Consider the following 21,664-nt stretch of genomic DNA (forward strand, 5'->3'; position numbering starts at 1 on the left):
AATTCGCTGTTTTTTATTGGGTGATTTATATGGACTAAAGTAATTTAATAGTTTCGTTAGTCGGCATATTGAAAAGCAAGGATAACTTGTTTTACACCTTCGATATTTCGCGCGACTTCACTTGCAATATTTGCATGCTCTCGAGATACATAACCAAACAAAAAGACTTCTTTGTCTTCTGTTATAACCTTAATTTTGACTCCGTTTAGATCTTTGTGAGTCAACACTTCTGATTTTATCTTTGTTGTAATCCACGTGTCGTTAGCGATTTCTTGTGTTGTTAACGGTGTTTTAACTCTTATTTGATCGTGGACTTGTTCGACGCCTTTGATCTTTTTAATGTTTTCCTCTAAGGCTACTAACATCGAAGAATCAACAATTTGTCCCATTAAAACAACGGTTCCACGAAACGAGCTAGAAAGAATACGAGACTTTCCTCGATATGGTGGTTTTTTGATTAAGCCAGTCACTTCTGCTTCGATATAATTATCATCCCAGATTTCTTGGCTCGTTCTTGGGTCTGTGGCGATGTTAACGGTCGTTGCTGCGCCTGCTACAAATAAACCGACACATCCAGACAGCATAACAACTAAAGATAGAGTAACTAACAGTGTTAAATTTTTCATTTTCATTCTTCGTGGGCTGGAAATAATACTTGATCAATTAAATCGCAAAGACAATGAAGTGTCACCATGTGAACTTCATGAATGCGAGCGGTGCGCTGGGAAGGAATGCGAATTTCAACGTCATCCTCTCCAAGAAGGCCAGCCATTTCCCCACCATCTTTACCTGTTAAGGCAATGATAGTCATATCGCGGGTAACTGCCGCTTCCATTGCTTTAATTATATTATGGCTGTTTCCACTTGTTGATATTGCCAAGAGGATATCGCCAGATTGCCCAAAGGCACGAACCTGCTTTGAAAATATATCATGATAGTGATAGTCGTTTGCGACTGCTGTCATAGTAATATTATCTGCAGTTAAAGCAAGCGCAGGTAAGCTTGGCCGCTCGGTTTCAAAGCGATTGAGCAAACAGGAAGAAAACTGCTGTGCGTTAGCAGAAGAACCACCATTACCACAGCATAAAATCTTGTTGCCATTAAGTAAGGTACTGACCATTGCTTGGGCTGCATGAGTAATCGCGTCAGGGAGTGCTTCTGCCGCGGCAATTTGTATTTGAATACTTTCGGTAAAACTTTCTTTAATGCTCTCGAGCATCTCTTAATCCTGAGTTATCGCATTTTTATACCAATTGATGTCTGCGCCATGGTTATGAATCGCAATGACATCAAAACGAAAGTCTGTGCTGTAAGGTGAGTAACCTTGCATCATCATCCAGTGTTGTGCTGCTTTGATCAACTTCTTCATTTTACTAGGAGTAACCATTTCAGCTGCATGGCCATATTTATGATCATGCCGATATTTTACTTCAACGAAGATAATCGTTTGCTGGTCTTGCATAATTAAATCGAGCTCTCCACTACGGCAAGTGAAGTTCTTCTCAATTAACGAGACCCCGCGGCTAATTAAAAAATCAGCTGCGGTTTGCTCGTAGAGTTCACCAATTTTTCGTTGGTTAGCCTGCGCCATGCTCCGCCCAGCTAATATTGCGGTGGATTACGCATTGTTCATCAATGGTAAGTAACCCTGTTTGGCCTGATATTTCGTAGCCACTTACCGTTTTCATTTGTGGGAGTTCATTGAGAAGGGCATAGGCATCCATTCCCATTGCGCGCAAACGAGTCTCTGCATTTGATGCATTTGGCCAATTAATATCCATCTGAGCTTTAATCTCTTCTTGAGGAGAAATTAACAGTGGAATGTCGCTATATATAACACCACTTAAATCTTCATATTGTTTGTCAGCAGTATGACTTCGAGAACCGGCATAAAGTTTAGGTTGTGGTGCTTCTGGGTTAACTGCAACCTCTATAAAGGGCTTAATCAAGGTTAGCTGACGGTTATCAGCAGCAATATAAATAGCATCGATATCTCGACGATTTCGTGGTTGTCCCTCAAGTGAACGCCCCAAAATTGACTGGATTTTGGCAATGTTTTGGCGACTTGTTTGTAATCCCATCGCAGTATTAATATTAATCTGCATTTTGTTTGTAGACTCGATAAAACCTACAGCAACTGGGTGTTCACTATGGTTCGCCCACTCTTTTTGGAATGCTTCAACCACACGTTGGCCATAGCTTCCTTCTGGAGCGAGTACCATTGGGAATTGATATTCTTGAGCTGCGAAATATTTTGCTGTTTGATCCGCTTCTTGTTGCGGTGATAGCCCAAAGTAACAAGTGCCCATTGTTGGGTCGACTTCTGCTGGAATATTCAAAGCGAGCATGGGTATTTCTTTTGATTGTAGAGCCATTATTTGCTTTAACTGTACAATATTGTCTTTAACAAGAGGACCAACAATGAAATCTATTTCGCTAGCAACAAGATCGTCTGTAATGGAGTACAAATCTTGCTCTTGAGTGTCAATTATTTTTAATTCAGTAATTTTACTCGGGCTGTCGTCATTGGCTTGAGCAAACATAAACCCTTCTCGGATAATTTCTGCTTGCTTAGCAAACTTACCTGAGAGAGGCAGTAATAGTGCTGGGTTTTTCGGTACTATAAATTGCATTGATAGTAGCGATGCGATTGACTCTGGAGTGTAGAGTGTTGCCGCATGATGAGGGTTATCGATTAGCCACTGTTCGATAAGCTCTTTTAAGTGTGAAATATTGGCATTATTCGCTTTAACGTACGTCGCTAGCTCGACCCAGCCATTTAATTGTAGCTCCGCCGGAGAGATGTCGAGTTGCTCTAGCTCTGATTGATTAGAGTGACCAATTGTTTCCCAAATAAGTTCGGAAAGCTTTGCTCGTTTAGGCTCTTCACTCAGGTGGTATACATGAATTAATGAACGAGTTGCTTCGGTCCAACGTTCCAGCTCAATCAGTATTTCTGAACGAATTTCGTAATATCTTAACCACTGGGAACTGTCAATCTCCCACGTTGATTCAAAAGTAAGTTGCTTGAGGGCCGCAAGACTTTGTTGACGATCAATCAGGAGGCGAGCTCTAGCTAACTGCCACTCGGCCAGTTGACTGTCATTGAGTTCTTCGTTTGTTAACTTAAAGAAAAGTAGATTGGCTTTACCAATTTGCTGTTCATCGATGGTCGCCTTTAGTGCCATGATTAGCCAGTTACTTTGATTTTGCCCAAAGCTAGTCTCGGCTTTTAACATGTAATCATCAGAAGAAAGAGTGGGTTCTTGAGTAATATCCACTCCAGACATTGTATTCTCTAGTGATACTGATGAGCATGCTGATAATACAATTGCTAGTGCAATTGGAGTTAAAAGGCGTGGTACACTGCGTTTCAAATGGTTAGTTTTAGCCATGAGCTTGTTCAATATTCCAGTCAAATATGGGTTCAATAATAGTCTTTCACGTAATGGTAAACAAATGACACAAAAAATAAATTCAACATCAGATTACCCAACTCTCTTCATTGTGCCAACCCCTATCGGAAATTTGGGGGATATAACGCAAAGAGCTGTAGAGGTTCTCTCTAGTGTCGACTTAATCGCTGCGGAAGACACTCGCCATACTGGCCGACTGCTGGCGCATTTTAATATATTAACCAAGACTTTCCCACTGCATGATCATAATGAGCAAGATAAAGCTCAGCGTTTAGTTGAGCGGTTACTCGCGGGACAATCTATTGCCTTGGTCTCGGATGCGGGTACACCGCTTATTAGCGATCCAGGATACCATCTTGTCAATCAATGTCGTCAAGCTGGCGTTAAGGTTGTCCCGTTGCCAGGAGCTTGTGCCGTCACGACGGCATTAAGTGCTTCCGGATTGCCTTCCGATCGTTTTTGCTTTGAAGGCTTTTTACCACCAAAGACCAAAGCAAGGAAAGATAAGATTCACGAAATTGCGACCGACAAGCGAACTTGTATCTTTTATGAGTCACCACATCGGATAACGAATGCATTAAATGACATGCTTGAAGTTTTAGGCGCCGACCGACAAGTTGTGCTCGCGAGGGAGCTAACCAAAACATTTGAAACAATTCATAGTTTGCCTTTAGGAGAGCTGATTCCGTGGATCGCAGAAGATGAAAACCGTCGAAAAGGTGAGATGGTGATTTTGATTCATGGTTATCGCCAGGATGTGACTGATGCCATTCCACCAGAAGCAATTCGTGCTTTGACCATTTTAGTCGCCGACTTACCTTTGAAAAAAGCCGCGTCAGCAGTTGCTGAAATATATTCGTTGAAAAAGAATGCGCTTTATAAATGGGGATTAGAGAATCTTGATTAATGGGTTGTGTTATATTGCCTAGACAGAGAATCGCTTTGTCTATACAATCCGCGCCTGGAGTTGACTGGGTAGTCGCTGCCTTATTGATGTCCTTCACTTACGGGTTTGGGAGACTGATAAGGGGGAGGAAAGTCCGGGCTCCGTAGAGCAGGGTGCCAGGTAACGCCTGGGAGGCGCAAGCCTACGACAAGTGCAGCAGAGAGAAGACCGCCGATGGCCACTTTTTCGGAAGTGATGTACAGGTAAGGGTGAAAGGGTGTGGTAAGAGCACACCGTGCGTCTGGCAACAGTGCGTAGCAGGGTAAACTCCACCCGGAGCAAGACCAAATAGGCTTCCACACAATGCGGCTCGTATTAGGGAGCGGGTAGGTTGCTTGAGCTAGTGAGCGATTGCTAGCCTAGAGGAATGGCTACTACCGTTATTTATAACGGAACAAAACCCGGCTTATAGGTTAACTCCACCTATTACAGACCCATCATAAGTTATCTTATGATGGGTTTTTTGCTTTGAGTTGCCTCTAGATGAGACATAATGGCAAAACTTACGTCATTAATGAGCTTGGGACGTGTAATTTACTAGCGTACTTTGTATCATTCCTCTAACATTATCCGCCAGAAAATAGGTTTAAACCGTAATGAGAGCGTTATGAATCCAACATTTCAACATGTTTCAGTATTACTGAATGAATCTATTGATGGTTTGGCGATCAAACCTGATGGTGTTTATATTGATGGTACTTTTGGTCGTGGTGGACACAGTAGAACAATTCTAAGCAAGTTAGGGGAACATGGACGCTTGTATAGCATCGATCGCGATCCTCAAGCTATTGAAGAAGCAAATAAAATTGACGATCCACGTTTCACCATTATTCATGGAGCATTCTCTGGAATTGCTGACTATGCTGAAGAGCAAGGCTTAGTTGGAAAAGTAGACGGTGTTTTATTTGATCTAGGGGTTTCTTCACCACAACTTGATGACGCAGAACGTGGATTCAGTTTTATGAAGGATGGCCCACTAGATATGCGAATGGATCCAACGAGTGGTATACCGATCTCTGAATGGTTGAGTACCGCAGAGCTTGATGATATCACTTGGGTTATTCGAGAGTTTGGTGAAGATAAACATGCTCGGCGTATTGCAAAAGCGATTGTGGCTTATCGTGAGAACGAAGAAAACGAACCATTAACTCGTACTGGTCAATTAGCGGCATTAATTTCTGACGCTGCACCGAAAAACTTTAAAGAGAAAAAACACCCGGCAACTCGCTCATTTCAAGCGCTACGTATTTACATCAATAGTGAGTTAGAAGAAATTGATAAAGCACTGAAAGGAGCTGCATCCATTTTGGCTCCGCAGGGGCGCCTCTCGGTGATTAGCTTTCATTCTTTGGAAGATAGAATGGTAAAACGCTTTATCCGAAAAGAGAGTCAAGGACCTCAAGTTCCCCATGGTATTCCTATGACGGAAGCTCAGATTCGGGCTCTGGGAGAGGCAGATTTAAAAACTATGAGCAAAGCGATTAAACCGAGTGCAAGTGAAGTAGAGCTTAATCCGCGTTCACGCAGTTCAGTTTTAAGAGTTGCGGAAAAGCGCTAATGTGGTTTCGACTCCCTCGTGCCAAGTATAATTTGGCTAAAATAATCGCTCACGATCTGCTGACGGTTGGACGCATTCCTCTGTTATTAACCGTCGTCATTTTTATTAGCGCAATGTCGGTTGTATTTGTTACTCACCAAACTCGAGGGGTGATTTCAGCTAAAGAGCAAGAAATGGTTAAACGTGAAAATTTAGATAACGAATGGCGAAACTTATTGCTCGAGGAAACAGCATTATCGGAACATAGTCGTGTCGAAGTGTTGGCTGAAAAAGAATTAGAAATGAAGCGTCCTGAGCCCGATAAAGAAGTGATTATTGACCGACAATGACTAAAGTAAAGCCAAGTAAGAAAGAGATTCAAGATAAGGATCAAGGCACACCCGCTATTATTCATTGGCGTTTTTATGTCGTCCTCGTTTTCGTGTTTGTTGCTTTTTCATTTTTGATTGGGCGTGCAGCTTATATTCAGGTCATTGAACCCGATAACTTGATTCATCAGGGCGATTTGCGTTCTGTTCGAGCGAAAACGCTTAATTCTGCTCGCGGTATTATTTCTGATCGAAATGGCGAAGCTCTAGCAGTTAGCGTTCCTGTTGAAGCCGTTTGGGCCGACCCTGTTACTATTTTTAAAGAAAATCAACTTGAAAACCTCTCACGTTGGTATGCGCTTGCTGATGTGCTTCGGCTCGATCGACAAGAGCTAATTGAAAAAATCAAAGCCAATAAATCTCGTCGTTTTATCTACTTAAAACGTCAAGTTAGTAGTGCGATGTCGAAATATATTCACGAATTAAAAATTAAAGGCGTGGGTCTTAAAGATGAATCTCGGCGTTATTATCCAGCAGGGGAAGTTAGTGCACATTTAATTGGTGTTACTGGTATCGATGACCGAGGACTTGAAGGGGTTGAACGTAGTTACGACAAGTGGCTTACTGGAGAATCTGGAAAGCAAGTTATTCGTAAGGACCGTTTTGGTCGTGTTGTTGAAAATATTTCCTTAGAAGAACGAGAAGAAGGAAAACCGTTACAACTTACCATTGATCAGCGTCTTCAGGCCATTGCGTATAAAGCTGTAAAACAGGCTGTTGCCGATTATCGAGCGACATCAGCGTCTGCCGTTATGCTTGACGTAAAAACAGGCGAAGTGCTTGCCATGGTCAATGCCCCTTCATACAACCCCAATAATCGTTCAGATTGGCAGACGTTCAAAATGCGCAATCGTGTTATCACCGATGCATTTGAACCTGGCTCGACAGTTAAACCATTCGTAGTATTAGCCGCGATGGAAAATGGTATCGCAAATGAACATTCATTAATTGATACCGGGAATGGCTTGCTACAAATAGGGGGCAGCCGAGTACGTGACTCTTCTCCTTTAGGTAAAGCTAGCCTACAAAAAATACTGCAGAAATCGAGCAATATCGGTGTAACTAAACTGGCGCTGCAAATGCCAGTGCAAGCTCTTTTAGGTATGTACAATTCTGTTGGTCTTGGTGAAGTTTCAGGACTGAATTTGGTCGGAGAAACATCAGGTATATTCCCAAGCCGAAGCCGCTGGTCTAAATTTGAACTCGCAACACTTGCTTTTGGTTATGGGTTGTCGATTACTCCAATCCAACTGGCTCATGCGTATGCAACCTTGGGTAACCTCGGTCTATACCAGCCGATACATCTTATAGATAGTAATGCTCAAGAAGCGGGTCATCGAGTTGCAGATGCTGAGAATGTTCGTAAAGTCATCGGTTTTATGGAAACAGTGACTCAAAAAGGTGGAACAGCAACGCTGGCAGCCATTCCTGGATACCGTGTTGCAGCAAAAACAGGGACATCACGGAAGGCAATCGCGGGCGGGTATAGTGATGAATACTTTGCTTATACCGCTGGCATTGCTCCGGTCACTGATCCGCGTTTGTCATTGGTGGTTATGGTGAATGAGCCAAAAGGTGATGCATACTATGGTGGGGTTGTCGCCGGTCCAGTCTTTGCCGATATTATGAAAAGTGCGTTGCAAATTCTTAATATTGCCCCAGACGCACTTGATACAAGCAATTAATTCTCTAGGTGTTTTAATGAACAATTCAGTTTCTGCTTCTGACCTTCTGGCTCCTTGGCTTAATTCGCTTCCACAGTCATATGCGGCATTGGCGATTTTTCGATTGGAACTCGATAGCCGAAATATTAAGCCTGGTGACACTTTTGTTGCTGTCGTTGGGCATGAAGTTGACGGGCGACACTATATTGAAAATGCAATAAAACAGGGAGCCAATCTCGTTATTGCACAAGCCGATGAAGGGTTACCTCATGGTTTAATTGAAAATAATTCCGGTGTTGAAATTGTTTATATTGAGCGACTCAACCAAATCTTGTCTCCGTTAGCAGGACGTCTTTATCGTCATTCGACAAACAAACTAATTGGTATCACTGGAACTAACGGTAAAACAACGATTTCTCAGCTAATTGCACAATGGCTTGAATTAATTGGTAAACGCTCTGCGGTTATGGGAACGACTGGAAATGGTTTTCTAGAACAATTAGTGGAAGCAAAAAACACCACCGGAAGTGCGATTGATATTCAACGAACGCTTTCAGAATTATCTTCTCAAGGCGCTGAATATACAGCGTTAGAAGTGTCGTCTCATGGTCTTGTTCAAGGGCGTGTCTCTGACTTGAATTTCGAAGCTGCAGTTTTTACAAATCTTAGCCGAGACCATCTTGATTATCATGGCACCATGGAAGCGTACGCATTAGCGAAGAAAAGCTTATTCACTCAACATAACGTTAAACATGCGGTTATTAATGTTGATGACCCCGTCGCTAAGCACTGGGTCGATGAGCTACCAAATGCGATTTCTGTTTCAATTATGCAGCAGCCTGACTCTTTCGAGGCTGTGTGGGCTAAAGGCGTTCGTTATAGCGAGCAAGGGATTGAAATAGCATTCTCGGGAAAATGGGGGGAAGGTCAGTTAAACGCTGGCTTGATTGGTGAATTTAATGCCAATAATCTTCTCGTTGCATTTGCGACGTTACTCAGTTTGGGAATCGAAAAATCCAAATTGTTACAAGTGAGTCATAAACTTATTCCAGTGATTGGTCGAATGGAACTTTTCCAAGCGGACAATAAAGCCAAAGTTGTCGTGGATTATGCCCATACACCTGATGCGCTAGAAAAAGCGTTATTAGCGTTACGTGTTCATTGTGACGGTAAACTATGGGCGATTTTCGGTTGTGGTGGCGCTCGTGATAAAGGAAAGCGTCCAATGATGGCATCGATTGGAGAGCAGTTAGCTGATAATGTTATTTTAACCGATGATAATCCTCGAAATGAGGAACCAAGCGACATTATTGCAGATATGTTGGCGGGAACTCATACACCTGAAAATATACATGTTCATCATCATCGTTATACCGCGCTTGAATTTGCATTATCTCAGAGCAACCCCAACGATATCATTCTTCTTGCGGGTAAAGGCCACGAAGATTATCAAGTATTTGCCTCGGAGACAGTACATTTCTCTGATCGTGAATCTGCTCAAACACTTTTAGGAATAGAATAATGGTTGTGACTTCACTGAGTCAGTTAGCTTCGATACTGGATGCTCGGCTTATCGGCGATAATAGAAAAATTAGCGCTATTTCTACTGACACTCGAACTATCGATAATGATTGCTTATTTATTGCATTGATTGGTGAACGGTTTGATGCTCACCAATTTATAAATAATGCCATTCAGTCGGGAGCATCTGCTGTTCTTGTTTCGAAGCAAGTTGAAAGCTCAGTTCCTCAGCTTATTGTGTCTGATACTAAAGTGGCTTTAGGCTTGATCGGTGCTTGGGTTCATCAGCAATGCGAAATACCAACAGTCGCCATTACTGGCAGTTGCGGCAAAACAACGGTGAAAGAGATGGTTGCATCGATTTTAGCGTTGAAAGGGGAAATGATGTTCACCCAAGGCAACTTTAACAACGATATCGGCGTACCACTAACATTGCTTCGCTCAGAACCCCAGCATGATTATGCTGTGGTTGAGCTTGGCGCGAATCATATCGGTGAAATTGCCTATACCACAAAGTTGGTTCAGCCAAATATTGCACTGGTTAATAATGTTGCTAGTGCTCATATTGAAGGGTTTGGCTCGCTTGATGGTGTAAAACAAGCGAAAGGAGAAATCTATTCTGGATTGAGCTCTAATGGGCTTGCGTTAGTCAATCTCGATAGCTGTAGTGAACAATGGTGGGATGGTGTTCTAAATCACAAACGAGTGATGACTCTTTCTACCCACAACAGTCGAGCGGATTTTTACGCAGAAGCAATCGCCCTGAATCAAGATTCTATGGCCGAGTTTACGTTGGTCACTCCGTCAGGGAGAGTCAACGTTACGTTGGCCGTTGTTGGTGTGCATAACGTTTCCAATGCAATTTCTGCGGCCGCTATTAGTTATGAATTTGGCGCATCTTTGTCAGAGATTGCTCAAGGTCTGCACAGTTTATCGTTTGTTAAAGGTCGTGTGGAAATTACCGAACTAAATAATCGTATAAAATTAATCGATGATAGTTATAATGCGAGTGTGCCCGCAATGTTGGCCGCTGTGGATCTATTGTCTACTTTTCAAGGAGACAAGTGGTTGATTCTTGGCAATATGGCAGAGTTGGGTAACGAATCTCTTGCACTTCATCGACAAGTCGGTGAACATGCTGCACCGTTTAAGTTTAAGCATATTTTGACCTATGGGGATGATGCAAAAGTCATTAGTGACGTTTGTCATGGCAGACATTTTGTTACCCACCAAGATATGATGAATTATGTTGAGCAGCAGCTCGAACAAAATACAACACACGCTCAAGTCTTACTTGTTAAGGGAGCAAACAGCGCAGGTATGAGTAAAATCGCCGCTGTTTTGAAGGAGAAGTTCTTATGATGATTTGGCTTGCAGAATTACTACAGCCATATTTTTCTTTTTTTCGTCTTTTTGAATATCTATCGTTTAGAGCGATTGTCAGTATTCTTACCGCATTAGGTTTTTCTTTGTGGGTTGGTCCTGTATTAATCAGACGTTTACAAATGCTACAAATTGGACAAGTCGTACGAAACGATGGTCCTGAATCACATTTCTCTAAACGAGGAACCCCGACTATGGGGGGAGTGATGATTCTAAGTGCGATTATTATTACTGTATTTTTATGGACCGATCTGACCAACCCTTATGTTTGGGCGGTACTTAGTGTATTGATTGGATATGGCATTGTTGGTTTTGTTGATGATTATAGAAAAGTCGTGCGCAAAAATACCGATGGTTTGATCGCTCGTTGGAAGTACTTTTGGCAGTCGTTGATCGCTCTGGTTGTTGCGTTTGCAATGTATGCTCACGGTGCCGATACACCTGCAACTCAATTGGTTGTTCCTTTTTTCAAGGATGTTATGCCGCAGTTGGGTTTATTGTATGTAGTGTTAACGTATTTCGTTATTGTTGGGACAAGTAACGCCGTCAACTTGACCGATGGTCTTGATGGCTTGGCAATTATGCCTACGGTTTTAGTGTCTGCGGGGTTTTCTGTCATAGCTTGGGCGACTGGTAATGTGAATTTTGCGGCTTATTTACATATTCCTTATATTCCTTACGCCTCAGAACTTGTGGTTGTTTGTACTGCGATTGTCGGCGCCGGTCTTGGTTTCCTTTGGTTTAACACTTACCCTGCTCAAGTTTTTATGGGTGATGTTGGCTCTTTAGCGCTTGGTGGGGCATTAGGAACGATTGCGGTGTTAGTAAGGCAAGAGTTTATTCTCGTTATTATGGGTGGTGTTTTCGTTATGGAAACAGTGTCGGTAATTCTTCAGGTGGGGTCTTATAAACTGCGTGGGCAGCGTATTTTCCGCATGGCACCTATCCACCATCACTATGAACTAAAAGGATGGCCGGAGCCAAGAGTGATTGTGCGCTTCTGGATCATTTCTATCGTACTGGTTTTAATCGGATTAGCGACACTTAAAGTGCGCTAATTTATCATCAATGTCGTGGAAGAGTCATGGATCGTTGGCAGAGAATAAAAAACGTTGTAGTGGTTGGCTTGGGAGTAACAGGTCTATCAGTCGTTAACTATCTACATCGATATCAACCAGGTACTGCCATTCGTGTTATTGACACTCGTGACACTCCACCTGGACAAGATGATTTACCACCAGGTATTGAGTTACATAGTGGAAGTTGGCAAATTGAATGGTTGCTAAATGCCGATCTGGTGGTGGTTAATCCTGGAATTGCTCTTGCAACACCAGAAATTCAAATGGCTATTGATCACTCTATCTTAGTTGTGGGTGATATTGAGTTGTTTGCATGGCATGTAGAAAAGCCGGTTATAGCGATTACAGGATCAAATGGAAAAAGTACCGTAACTGACTTATGTGGTGTCCTTGCTCGTGCTGCTGGCTTTAACGTTGGTGTCGGTGGGAATATCGGTGTTCCTGCCCTTGATTTAATTGATGACCGACGTGATCTTTACATTCTAGAATTATCCAGTTTTCAATTAGAAACCACTTCTTCTCTAGTACTTACGGCTGCGGCTTTTCTTAACCTTTCAGAGGATCATATGGATCGTTATGAAGGTATGCTCGATTATCGCCAAGCAAAGTTACGGATTTTTGAAGATGCCCAATGCGCTGTTGTGAATCAAGATGACTCTGCAACGTTTCCTGATACTTTTTCAAACGACGTTATCCGCTTTTCTGTTCTTGAATCGAAGGCCGATTTTTCACTTGTTACGTCTAACGAGTGTGAATATTTAGCGAAGAGTGGTGAGCCACTTATCGCGACGAATGAGCTTAAGTTAGTTGGTCGACATAATTTAGCCAACGCACTTACCGCATTAGCGCTACTCTCAAGAGTCAATATTTCGTTAGATCGTTGTCGCACGGCTTTGATGTCTTACACCGGTTTGACACATCGTTGCCAAGTTGTTGTCGATAATCAGGGTGTTAAGTGGGTCAATGATTCTAAAGCTACTAATGTAGCATCAACGCTAGCCGCTCTCTCTGGACTTGATTGTACAGGAACACTGTATTTATTGGTTGGTGGTGTGGGTAAAGGAGCAGATTTTTCACCACTTGCCCCTGCTCTTGCGGCACTTAAGGTAAAGCTGTGTTGTTTTGGTCGTGATGGCGAGCAGTTTATGTCTCTTCATTCTCAATCGGTTTACTTTCCATCAATGGATGAAGCGATTGTGAATATCACACCGCAACTTGTCGCTGGAGATATTGTCATGCTTTCACCGGCTTGTGCCAGTTTCGACCAATTTAATAACTTTATGCATCGGGGTGATTATTTTTCTCGGCTCGCTGCTCAATACGCTTAGTTTTTGGGAATGACAGTGACTGCAATATCGAGAGTGACACAAAAATTACAGTATTGGTGTACAACGCCAAGTCCAGATGCTCTATATGATCGCCAATTGGTATGGCTCTCTTTGTCTCTTATGTTGGTTGGCTTGGTGATGGTTACATCCGCGTCATTTCCTGTTAGTTACCGACTTACCGATCATCCTTTTCATTTTATGTCTCGTCATGGTGTTTTTTTATTGATGGCGATTTTGGTTTCCTCAGTCGTCCTTCAAGTACCTACCGAAAAGTGGCTGAAATCGAGTACTTCATTACTGATTCTATCCGTTGTGCTTCTTGTCATCGTTTTGGCTATTGGTAAATCGGTAAATGGGGCGGCTCGGTGGATTTCTCTTGGGCCATTTAATGTTCAGCCAGCTGAAGTAGCCAAACTCTCCTTATTCATTTTTATGTCCGGGTATTTAGTTCGCAAACAAGATGCGGTTAAAGAAAAGTTTTTTGATGGTTTCTTAAAGCCGATTATGGTGTTTGCGCTTCTTGCAGTGCTGTTGTTGGCGCAGCCAGATCTCGGTACGGTCGTTGTTATGTTAGTCACGCTATTTGGCATGTTATTTATTGCTGGTGCTAAATTATCCCAATTTATCGCATTAATGGTTGCGGGTATTTTTTGTGTGATCGGTTTGATTGTGGCGGAGCCTTATCGAATGGCGCGGGTTACGTCATTTCTAGATCCTTGGGAAGACCCTTTTGGTAGCGGTTATCAGTTGACTCAATCTCTTATGGCATTTGGTCGTGGTAACTGGTTCGGTCAAGGGCTGGGAAACTCTGTTCAAAAGCTTGAATATTTACCAGAAGCTCACACCGACTTTGTGTTTGCGGTATTGGGAGAAGAGCTTGGGTTCGTTGGCGTGCTGATTGTTTTGTTATTACTGATGGCTTTAGTACTGAAAGCCATCTTTATTGGAAATAAAGCCTTTAATGAAGGTCACTTTTTTGGTGGATATCTTGCTTTTGGTATTGGAATCTGGTTTGCATTCCAGACTCTAGTTAACGTTGGAGCAGCAGCAGGTATGGTTCCGACAAAAGGTTTAACCTTACCTCTTATCAGTTATGGTGGCTCCAGTTTAATCATAATGTCGGTTGCCGTATCCATTTTACTTCGAATTGATTTCGAACGTCGGCTTCAGGCTAAAATAGAATTAAAAGAAAACAGATGAAAAAAAACAAACGGTTAACGGTGATGGCGGGTGGCACAGGAGGACATGTTTTTCCTGGGTTGGCTGTCGCGAAGCAATTGCAACAGCAAGGTTGGGATATTCGTTGGTTAGGAACTGCGGATCGTATGGAAGCTGAGTTAGTCCCCAAACATGGTATCGAAATAGACTTTATTAAAGTTAAAGGTATTCGAGGTCTTGGTGTCGGGCGTTTACTCAAAGCGCCATTTCAAGTCATTAATGCAATTCGTCAAGCTCGTGCCCATTTTAAACGATTCAAACCTGATGTTGTATTAGGCATGGGTGGTTATGTCAGTGGCCCAGGAGGAATTGCTGCATGGACATTGGGAATCCCAGTCGTGCTGCATGAACAAAATGCAGTTGCTGGATTAACCAATCAATGGCTTGCTCGGATAGCAACACGTGTTTTCCAGGCTTTTCCAGGTGCCTTTCCTACTGCAGATGTGGTGGGTAACCCGGTACGAGAAGATGTTGTTTCACTTCCTGAACCAAAGCAACGGATGGAAAACAGGCAAGGTCCAATTCGTATTTTAGTCATGGGTGGGAGTCAAGGTGCTCAAATTCTTAATTGTACATTACCAGACGTAATGGCTGAACTTAGTGAAGAGTATGAGATTCATCACCAAGTGGGCAAAAACAATGTTGCAGAAGTGGAAGGTTTGTATCAAAACCATCAAATCTTGAATTACAAAGTTGATGAATTTATCGATAATGTTGCTCAAGCCTACGATTGGGCCGATTTAATCGTTTGTCGCTCTGGCGCATTAACAGTGTCAGAAGTTTCTTCTGCAGGATTAGGGGCGATTTTTATTCCATTTATGCATAAAGATAGGCAGCAGGCACTAAACGCTGACCATCTTGTGGCGTGTGGCGGCGCTAAAATGATCGAGCAGCCAGATTTGACCGTTGAGAAACTGGTTACGCTGATTCAGTCATTAGACAGAGATATTTTAACTAATATGGCCGTTCAGGCTAGAAAGGCGGCGATGTCAGATGCTGATATGGTTGTCGCCAAAGCAATTGCTTCATTAACAGACTAACGAGAATTTTATGATCATTAAGCACACCCAAGATTTAGCTCAAATTCGAGCAATGGTACCTGAAATGCGTCGCGTAAAATGCATTCACTTTGTGGGTATTGGTGGAGCGGGTATGAGTGGTATAGCTGAAGTGCTGCTAAATGAAGGTTATCAAATCTCAGGCTCTGATATTGCTCGAAATGCAGTAACGGATAGCTTAGAAGAAAAAGGTGCCACCATATTTATCGGACATCGAAGTAGTAATGTTGAATTGGCGAGTGTCGTTGTGGTTTCAACCGCTATTGCACAAGATAACCCTGAGTTGGTTGCTGCAAAGGAGAAGCGAATAACGGTCGTTCGTCGAGCTGAAATGTTGGCTGAATTAATGCGTTTTCGTCATGGCATTGCGGTCGCTGGTACTCACGGTAAAACAACGACAACGGCTTTGGTTACTCAAATCTACTCTGAAGCTGGTCTCGATCCTACGTTTGTAAATGGCGGTTTAGTCAAAAGTGCCGGAACAAATGCGCGCTTGGGGTCTAGCCGAATTCTAATTGCCGAAGCCGACGAAAGCGATGCTTCTTTCCTCTACTTGCAGCCGATGGTTAGTATTGTAACGAACATTGAAGCTGACCATATGGATACTTATGGTGGTAACTTTGAAACGCTGAAACAAACTTTTATTGATTTTCTTCATAACTTGCCATTTTACGGGCAAGCCATTTTATGTATCGATGATCCCGTTATTCGTGAACTGATTCCTAAAGTGAGTCGTCAAGCTGTTACATACGGTTTTTCTGAAGACGCCGATGTACGTATTGAAAATTACCAGCAAAATGGGCAGCAAGGGATATTCACTGTTGTTCGGCATAATAAAGCGGATCTAACGATTACGCTTAATATTCCTGGTCGACATAATGCCCTTAATGCAGCCGCTGCAATCGCGGTTGCAACAGAAGATGATATCGGCGATGAAGCTATTTTAAAAGCAATGGCAAATACCCAAGGTACTGGGCGTCGTTTTGAGCATTTAGGTGAATTTGAAACTGGGAATGGTAAGGCTATGTTGGTGGATGATTATGGTCATCATCCTACTGAAGTCCAGGTTACGATTAATGCTGCTCGCAATGGGTGGCCGGAGCGTCGCTTGGTGATGATATTCCAACCGCACCGCTATAGCCGAACACGTGACCTGTATGATGACTTTGCAAACGTGCTTGAGCATGTTGATGTCCTCATTATGCTCGATGTCTATACCGCGGGTGAAAAGCCTATCGCTGGCGCGGATGGTCGATCATTGTGTCGTACTATTCGCAGTCGTGGAAAAATAGATCCAATCTTTGTTTCAGAAACTCAAGGATTACCTTCGGTTCTCGCTAACGTATTGCAAGATGGAGACTTAATTCTGACGCAAGGCGCTGGAGATGTCGGTAAAGTAGCGCGACAATTAGAGACATTAAAACTCAATATTTCCGATATGCATAAAGTTTAGTTCTCACCTTTGATTATTATGTTTGCATAGACGTTGTAATTATTAGATATTGGAATTGATACTTTGTTTAGTCTCAGTATAATTAATGAGTTATAGCCATTGGGATGGTATCGGTGTTTGATAGGTCATTTATTTACGAACCTTAGGATGTTGGATTTTGACACAATCGGTTATAGATAAATCTCCTCAATTATCAGACTCTAAAATGATAAAGCGTCATCTTTTTGGCGCGATATTTTTTGTGAGTGTCATCATATTGTTAGTCACTCTGTTCTATTCGACAATCAGTTGGATGTGGGATGAGCAGCGTTTACCATTATCGAAAGTGATTATTCAAGGGGACTTACAATACGTTAAGTCTGGTGATGTACAACATGCACTAGGTCAATTGTCACATATTGGCACCTTTATGTCGCAAGACGTACTGGAACTGCAAAATACCGTAGAGCAGTTGCCATGGGTGGAGCATGCTTCAATTCATAAGCAATGGCCTGACACCATAAAGATTTTTCTTACAGAACATAATGTTGAAGCTATCTGGAATGGTAATGAATTACTGGATGAGCATGGCGTAGTTTTTGAAGGCGATCTTGGTTTGTTGGAAGAGGACTATGTCAAGTTATATGGTCCAGATGGAACGGGACTTGCATTAATCGAAACTTGGAAGAAATATACACCCATACTTCAACAGTTGGGGTTACAGGTTTCTTCTCTAGTATTGAACGAACGCCGAGCATGGCAATTTATACTTGATAATGGTATTCGACTCGAACTAGGTAAAGAGTCTCTCGATGAACGAATTAATCGATTTGTTGCCTTATATCGAGATATTGGACAAAAAGTAGAACAAATAAGTTATATCGACCTCCGATATGATACTGGTGCGGCAATCGGGTGGTTTCCAGTACAAGAGGAAGAACAAGAGAATATAAATGACTAGAATGACCGATGACAACATTATTGTTGGTCTCGATGTAGGAACAGCGACGGTATCGGCTTTGGTTGGGGAGTTACTCCCTGATGGCCAAATTAATATTATCGGAGCCGGGACCAGCCCTTCAAGAGGCATGGATAAAGGTGGTGTCAACGACCTAGAATCCGTTGTAAAGTCGGTACAGCGAGCTGTTGATCAAGCAGAATTGATGGCCGAGTGTGAAATTAGTAATGTGTTTCTTTCTATTTCTGGCCGTCATATTGCGAGTCGAATTGAAAAAGGGATGGGGACCATCTCTGAAGAAGAAGTCACTCAAGAGGATATGGACCGTGCCATTCACACGGCGAAGTCTATAAAAATAGGTGAAGAGTTACGAATTCTTCATGTAATACCGCAAGAATTTACGATTGATTACCAAGAAGGCATAAAAAACCCCCTTGGTTTATCAGGTGTGAGAATGGAAGTGAGTGTCCATTTAATTTCCTGTCACAATGATATGGCGAGAAATATAATAAAGGCAGTTGAACGTTGTGGTTTAAAAGTTGACCATCTCGTGTATTCTGGATTAGCTGCAGGTAATGCTGTTATTACAGAAGACGAACGTGAACTAGGCGTTTGTGTTGTTGATATCGGTGCTGGTACTATTGATGTGGCTATTTGGACTGGTGGAGCGTTACGCCATACCGAAGTCTTTAATTATGCCGGAAATGCAGTTACGAGTGATATTGCTTTTGCTTTTGGTACGCCAGTCAGTGATGCGGAAGAAATTAAAGTTAAATATGGGTGCGCTTTAAGCGAACTCGTGAGTAAAGATGATACTGTAAATGTTCCAAGTGTTGGTGGTCGTCCTTCTCGAAGCCTACAAAGGCAAACCTTATCTGAGGTAATTGAACCTCGATACACTGAGTTAATGGGGTTGGTTAATCAGTCAATAGACTCAGTGCAAGAAAAGCTAAAAGCTGAAGGCATTAAACATCATTTAGCCGCTGGTGTTGTATTAACTGGCGGTGCTGCACAGATCGAAGGGTTAGTTGAGTGTGCAGAGCGTGTTTTTCGCAATCAAGTACGAGTTGGCAAGCCTTTAGAGGTGAGCGGGCTTACAGATTATGTAAAGGAGCCGTATCATTCTACGGCAGTTGGTCTACTTCATTACGCAAAAGATAGTCAAATAAATGACGAAATAGAATATACTGAGCCGAAACGCCAGCCTATGTCGACATTTTTTGGTCGTTTACGTAATTGGATACAAAAAGAGTTTTAACCTGAGTTGCAGGAAAAACGGAGATAACACATGTTTGAACCAATGATGGAAATGTCTGACGAAGCAGTAATTAAGGTCGTTGGAGTTGGTGGTGGCGGTGGTAACGCTGTTGAACACATGGTGCGTGAATCCATCGAAGGTGTGGAGTTTATTAGTGTTAACACTGATGCTCAGGCACTTCGTAAAACAAGCGTCAATACTGTGATTCAGATTGGTAGTGATATTACCAAAGGCTTAGGTGCGGGTGCGAACCCTCAAGTAGGTCGAGAAGCGGCTCTTGAAGATAGAGAAAAAATTAAAGAATCTTTAGCTGGTGCCGATATGGTGTTTATCGCAGCAGGAATGGGGGGCGGTACCGGTACTGGAGCTGCTCCTGTGATTGCAGAAGTCGCTAAAGAACTTGGTATCTTGACTGTTGCGGTAGTGACAAAACCATTTAGCTTTGAAGGTAAAAAACGTTTGGCTTTCGCTGAACAAGGTATTGAAGAGTTGTCTAAATATGTCGATTCTTTGATTACCATTCCAAATGAGAAACTGTTAAAAGTTCTCGGTCGTGGAATTACCTTACTTGAAGCATTTGGCAGCGCAAACGATGTATTACGCAATGCTGTACAAGGTATCGCAGAGCTGATTACACGCCCTGGTATGATTAACGTCGATTTCGCCGATGTAAGAACTGTGATGTCGGAAATGGGTCATGCGATGATGGGTAGTGGTATTGCCTGTGGTGATGATCGAGCTGAAGAAGCAGCTGAAATGGCAATTTCTAGTCCATTGCTTGAAGATATCGATCTTGCCGGCGCTCGTGGTGTGTTAGTGAACATCACTGCGGGGTTAGACATGCGTTTAGATGAGTTTGAAACAGTAGGTAACACGGTTAAGGCTTTTGCATCAGATAATGCAACAGTAGTAATCGGAACGTCATTAGACCCTGATATGGCTGATGAAATTCGAGTTACAGTTGTGGCAACGGGTATTGGTACTGAAAGACGTCCTGATATTACATTGGTTTCTGGTGGCAAAGCGCCAACCATGTCAGCACCACAACCTCATTTACACCAACCTGCTCAGGCGGCAACTAAACCAGAAGAAAAAGTGGCCTCTAACTTGCATGATAATGTTGAAGTAAAACAACAGCCAACGGCAGGCTCATCTTCTGGTTCAGCACAAGCTGCACCGAAAGAAAAAGAGCAGGGTTACTTGGATATACCAGCGTTTTTACGTCGTCAGGCTGACTAATCAATCCACTAGCATAATTTGACACTGTTCAAAACTATGCTAACATTTACGGTTGATAGCTATATCAACCGTGATGTGTGGTATCAATATTGAGGTAAGCAGATGATCAGACAACGAACACTTAAAGAAATAATCAAAACAACTGGAGTAGGATTACACTCCGGTCGTAAGGTCACGCTCACTCTACGTCCAGCCGCGGTTAATACTGGTATTGTTTATCGTCGCACCGATCTTAATCCACCTGTTGATTTTCCAGCACAACCCGATGCTGTTCGTGATACTGTGCTTTGTACCGCTTTAGTCAATGAAGATGGTATTCGAATTTCAACGGTAGAGCATTTAAACGCAGCTCTTGCCGGGATGGGTGTTGATAACATTATTGTAGAAGTTGATGCACCAGAAATTCCGATTATGGATGGCAGTGCTAGTCCATTCGTATTTTTGCTTCAACAAGCTGGTATTGAGACTCAAAATCGTCCTAAGCGATTTATTCGAGTTAAAAAACCTGTACGTTTTGAAGATGGTGATAAGTGGGCTGAACTTGTTCCTTACGATGGTTTTCGTATGGACTTCGCTATCGAATTTAACCATCCTGCAATTGATGTTGATCAGCAACACCTAAAATTTGATTTTTCTTCTCAAAGCTTTGTTAAAGAAATTTCTCGAGCGAGAACATTTGGTTTTATGCGTGATATTGAGTATCTTCAATCACAAAACCTTTGTCTTGGTGGCAGTTTTGATTGCGCCATTGTTTTAGATGAATATCGAATTTTAAATGAAGATGGTCTTCGATTTGCTAACGAATTTGTTACTCATAAAGTATTGGATGCCATTGGTGATTTATATATGTGTGGCCATCCAATTATTGGTGAGCTTAGAGCATTTAAATCAGGCCATGGGTTAAATAACCAACTACTTCGAGCACTTTTGGCAAATCAAGAAGCGTGGGAATGGGTAACATTTGAAGAAGAGCAAACTTCTCCGGTGGCTTTCGCTGATCCAAATCATGTCTTAGCTTAAGTGAAACTTAGCTAGTAACGATTTTTTAAAAAGCGCCAAGTTTTATGACTTGGCGCTTTTTTTATGTGTGTTTGAGTGTTCCTCGAAACTAAAGTCGCCTAGCGATTTTGGGTCATTATACTTTTCTTTTCTATTCTGTTTTCATTATTATCTGATTACGCTAGTGCCTATCTCGACTAATTGTGTGATAAATCATGATTAAACCCCAAATAAATCAA

The 21,664-nt window shown here is 42.4% G+C and carries 19 protein-coding genes and 1 other RNA gene; 16 read left to right on the forward strand and 4 right to left on the reverse strand.

Annotated features, from left to right (window positions below; translation table 11 throughout):
• Positions 1-56: 56 nt before the first annotated feature.
• From ACXJY6_RS09380 to ACXJY6_RS09395, 4 genes are read right to left on the reverse strand one after another with little or no spacing between them, the layout of a single operon-like run.
• Positions 57-626, reverse strand: a complete 570-nt coding sequence (locus tag ACXJY6_RS09380) for a BON domain-containing protein (RefSeq protein ID WP_458768167.1) — start codon at positions 624-626, stop codon at positions 57-59.
• 2 nt (positions 627-628) lie between these two features.
• Positions 629-1,219, reverse strand: coding sequence for a phosphoheptose isomerase (locus ACXJY6_RS09385; protein ID WP_456050573.1), 591 nt, complete (start codon positions 1,217-1,219; stop codon positions 629-631).
• Between the two features lie 3 nt (positions 1,220-1,222).
• Positions 1,223-1,591, reverse strand: a complete 369-nt coding sequence (locus ACXJY6_RS09390; RefSeq protein WP_456050574.1) for a YraN family protein — start codon at positions 1,589-1,591, stop codon at positions 1,223-1,225.
• Positions 1,578-3,395 (reverse strand): penicillin-binding protein activator, encoded by a 1,818-nt coding sequence (locus tag ACXJY6_RS09395; protein WP_456050575.1) that lies wholly within the window; start codon positions 3,393-3,395, stop codon positions 1,578-1,580. Before ACXJY6_RS09395 ends, ACXJY6_RS09390 begins: the two co-directional genes overlap by 14 nt.
• A 64-nt stretch (positions 3,396-3,459) precedes the next feature.
• Here ACXJY6_RS09395 and rsmI point away from each other — a divergent pair, with 64 nt between their 5' ends.
• The 16 genes from rsmI to lpxC all read left to right on the forward strand — a co-directional run bounded on the left by rsmI (position 3,460) and on the right by lpxC (position 21,446).
• Complete coding sequence (gene rsmI / locus ACXJY6_RS09400) at positions 3,460-4,323, forward strand: 16S rRNA (cytidine(1402)-2'-O)-methyltransferase (RefSeq protein ID WP_456050576.1); 864 nt, start codon at positions 3,460-3,462, stop codon at positions 4,321-4,323.
• 56 nt (positions 4,324-4,379) lie between these two features.
• An RNA gene (gene rnpB, locus ACXJY6_RS09405) (RNase P RNA component class A) lies at positions 4,380-4,787 on the forward strand.
• 182 nt (positions 4,788-4,969) lie between these two features.
• Positions 4,970-5,920: a 16S rRNA (cytosine(1402)-N(4))-methyltransferase RsmH gene (gene rsmH / locus ACXJY6_RS09410; RefSeq protein ID WP_458768168.1), complete on the forward strand. Its 951-nt coding sequence runs from the start codon at positions 4,970-4,972 to the stop codon at positions 5,918-5,920.
• Complete coding sequence (gene ftsL, locus ACXJY6_RS09415) at positions 5,920-6,249, forward strand: cell division protein FtsL (protein WP_456050578.1); 330 nt, start codon at positions 5,920-5,922, stop codon at positions 6,247-6,249. The genes rsmH and ftsL overlap by 1 nt, the downstream gene beginning before the upstream one ends.
• Positions 6,246-7,973 carry a penicillin-binding transpeptidase domain-containing protein gene (locus ACXJY6_RS09420; RefSeq protein ID WP_458768169.1) on the forward strand — a complete coding sequence of 576 codons (1,728 nt, stop codon included), beginning with the start codon at positions 6,246-6,248 and terminating at the stop codon, positions 7,971-7,973. The genes ftsL and ACXJY6_RS09420 overlap by 4 nt, the downstream gene beginning before the upstream one ends.
• Positions 7,974-7,989: 16 nt before the next feature.
• Positions 7,990-9,474, forward strand: a complete 1,485-nt coding sequence (gene murE, locus ACXJY6_RS09425; RefSeq protein WP_458768170.1) for a UDP-N-acetylmuramoyl-L-alanyl-D-glutamate--2,6-diaminopimelate ligase — start codon at positions 7,990-7,992, stop codon at positions 9,472-9,474.
• Positions 9,474-10,835 carry a UDP-N-acetylmuramoyl-tripeptide--D-alanyl-D-alanine ligase gene (locus tag ACXJY6_RS09430; RefSeq protein WP_458768171.1) on the forward strand — a complete coding sequence of 454 codons (1,362 nt, stop codon included), beginning with the start codon at positions 9,474-9,476 and terminating at the stop codon, positions 10,833-10,835. Before murE ends, ACXJY6_RS09430 begins: the two co-directional genes overlap by 1 nt.
• Positions 10,832-11,914, forward strand: a complete 1,083-nt coding sequence (gene mraY, locus ACXJY6_RS09435; RefSeq protein WP_456050582.1) for a phospho-N-acetylmuramoyl-pentapeptide-transferase — start codon at positions 10,832-10,834, stop codon at positions 11,912-11,914. Before ACXJY6_RS09430 ends, mraY begins: the two co-directional genes overlap by 4 nt.
• A 26-nt stretch (positions 11,915-11,940) precedes the next feature.
• On the forward strand, positions 11,941-13,263 hold the full coding sequence (murD, locus tag ACXJY6_RS09440) for a UDP-N-acetylmuramoyl-L-alanine--D-glutamate ligase (protein WP_458768172.1): 1,323 nt from the start codon (positions 11,941-11,943) through the stop codon (positions 13,261-13,263).
• A gap of 24 nt (positions 13,264-13,287) precedes the next feature.
• On the forward strand, positions 13,288-14,463 hold the full coding sequence (gene ftsW, locus ACXJY6_RS09445) for a cell division protein FtsW (RefSeq protein WP_456050684.1): 1,176 nt from the start codon (positions 13,288-13,290) through the stop codon (positions 14,461-14,463).
• Entirely contained in the window at positions 14,460-15,521 is a 1,062-nt protein-coding gene (murG, locus tag ACXJY6_RS09450) for an undecaprenyldiphospho-muramoylpentapeptide beta-N-acetylglucosaminyltransferase (RefSeq protein WP_458768173.1), read from the forward strand. Before ftsW ends, murG begins: the two co-directional genes overlap by 4 nt.
• A gap of 10 nt (positions 15,522-15,531) precedes the next feature.
• The gene (gene murC, locus ACXJY6_RS09455) at positions 15,532-16,992 is read left to right on the forward strand and encodes a UDP-N-acetylmuramate--L-alanine ligase (RefSeq protein ID WP_456050585.1); all 1,461 of its coding nucleotides are present in this window, start codon (positions 15,532-15,534) and stop codon (positions 16,990-16,992) included.
• A gap of 157 nt (positions 16,993-17,149) precedes the next feature.
• A complete protein-coding gene (locus ACXJY6_RS09460) occupies positions 17,150-17,932 on the forward strand; it encodes a cell division protein FtsQ/DivIB (RefSeq protein WP_456050586.1) in 783 nt (260 codons plus the stop codon).
• A complete protein-coding gene (gene ftsA, locus ACXJY6_RS09465; protein ID WP_456050587.1) occupies positions 17,925-19,187 on the forward strand; it encodes a cell division protein FtsA in 1,263 nt (420 codons plus the stop codon). Before ACXJY6_RS09460 ends, ftsA begins: the two co-directional genes overlap by 8 nt.
• A 30-nt stretch (positions 19,188-19,217) precedes the next feature.
• Positions 19,218-20,426, forward strand: coding sequence for a cell division protein FtsZ (gene ftsZ / locus ACXJY6_RS09470; RefSeq protein ID WP_456050588.1), 1,209 nt, complete (start codon positions 19,218-19,220; stop codon positions 20,424-20,426).
• A gap of 102 nt (positions 20,427-20,528) precedes the next feature.
• Complete coding sequence (lpxC, locus tag ACXJY6_RS09475) at positions 20,529-21,446, forward strand: UDP-3-O-acyl-N-acetylglucosamine deacetylase (protein ID WP_456050589.1); 918 nt, start codon at positions 20,529-20,531, stop codon at positions 21,444-21,446.
• Positions 21,447-21,664: the final 218 nt, after the last annotated feature.

The organism is Vibrio phycocola, assembly GCF_054404255.1.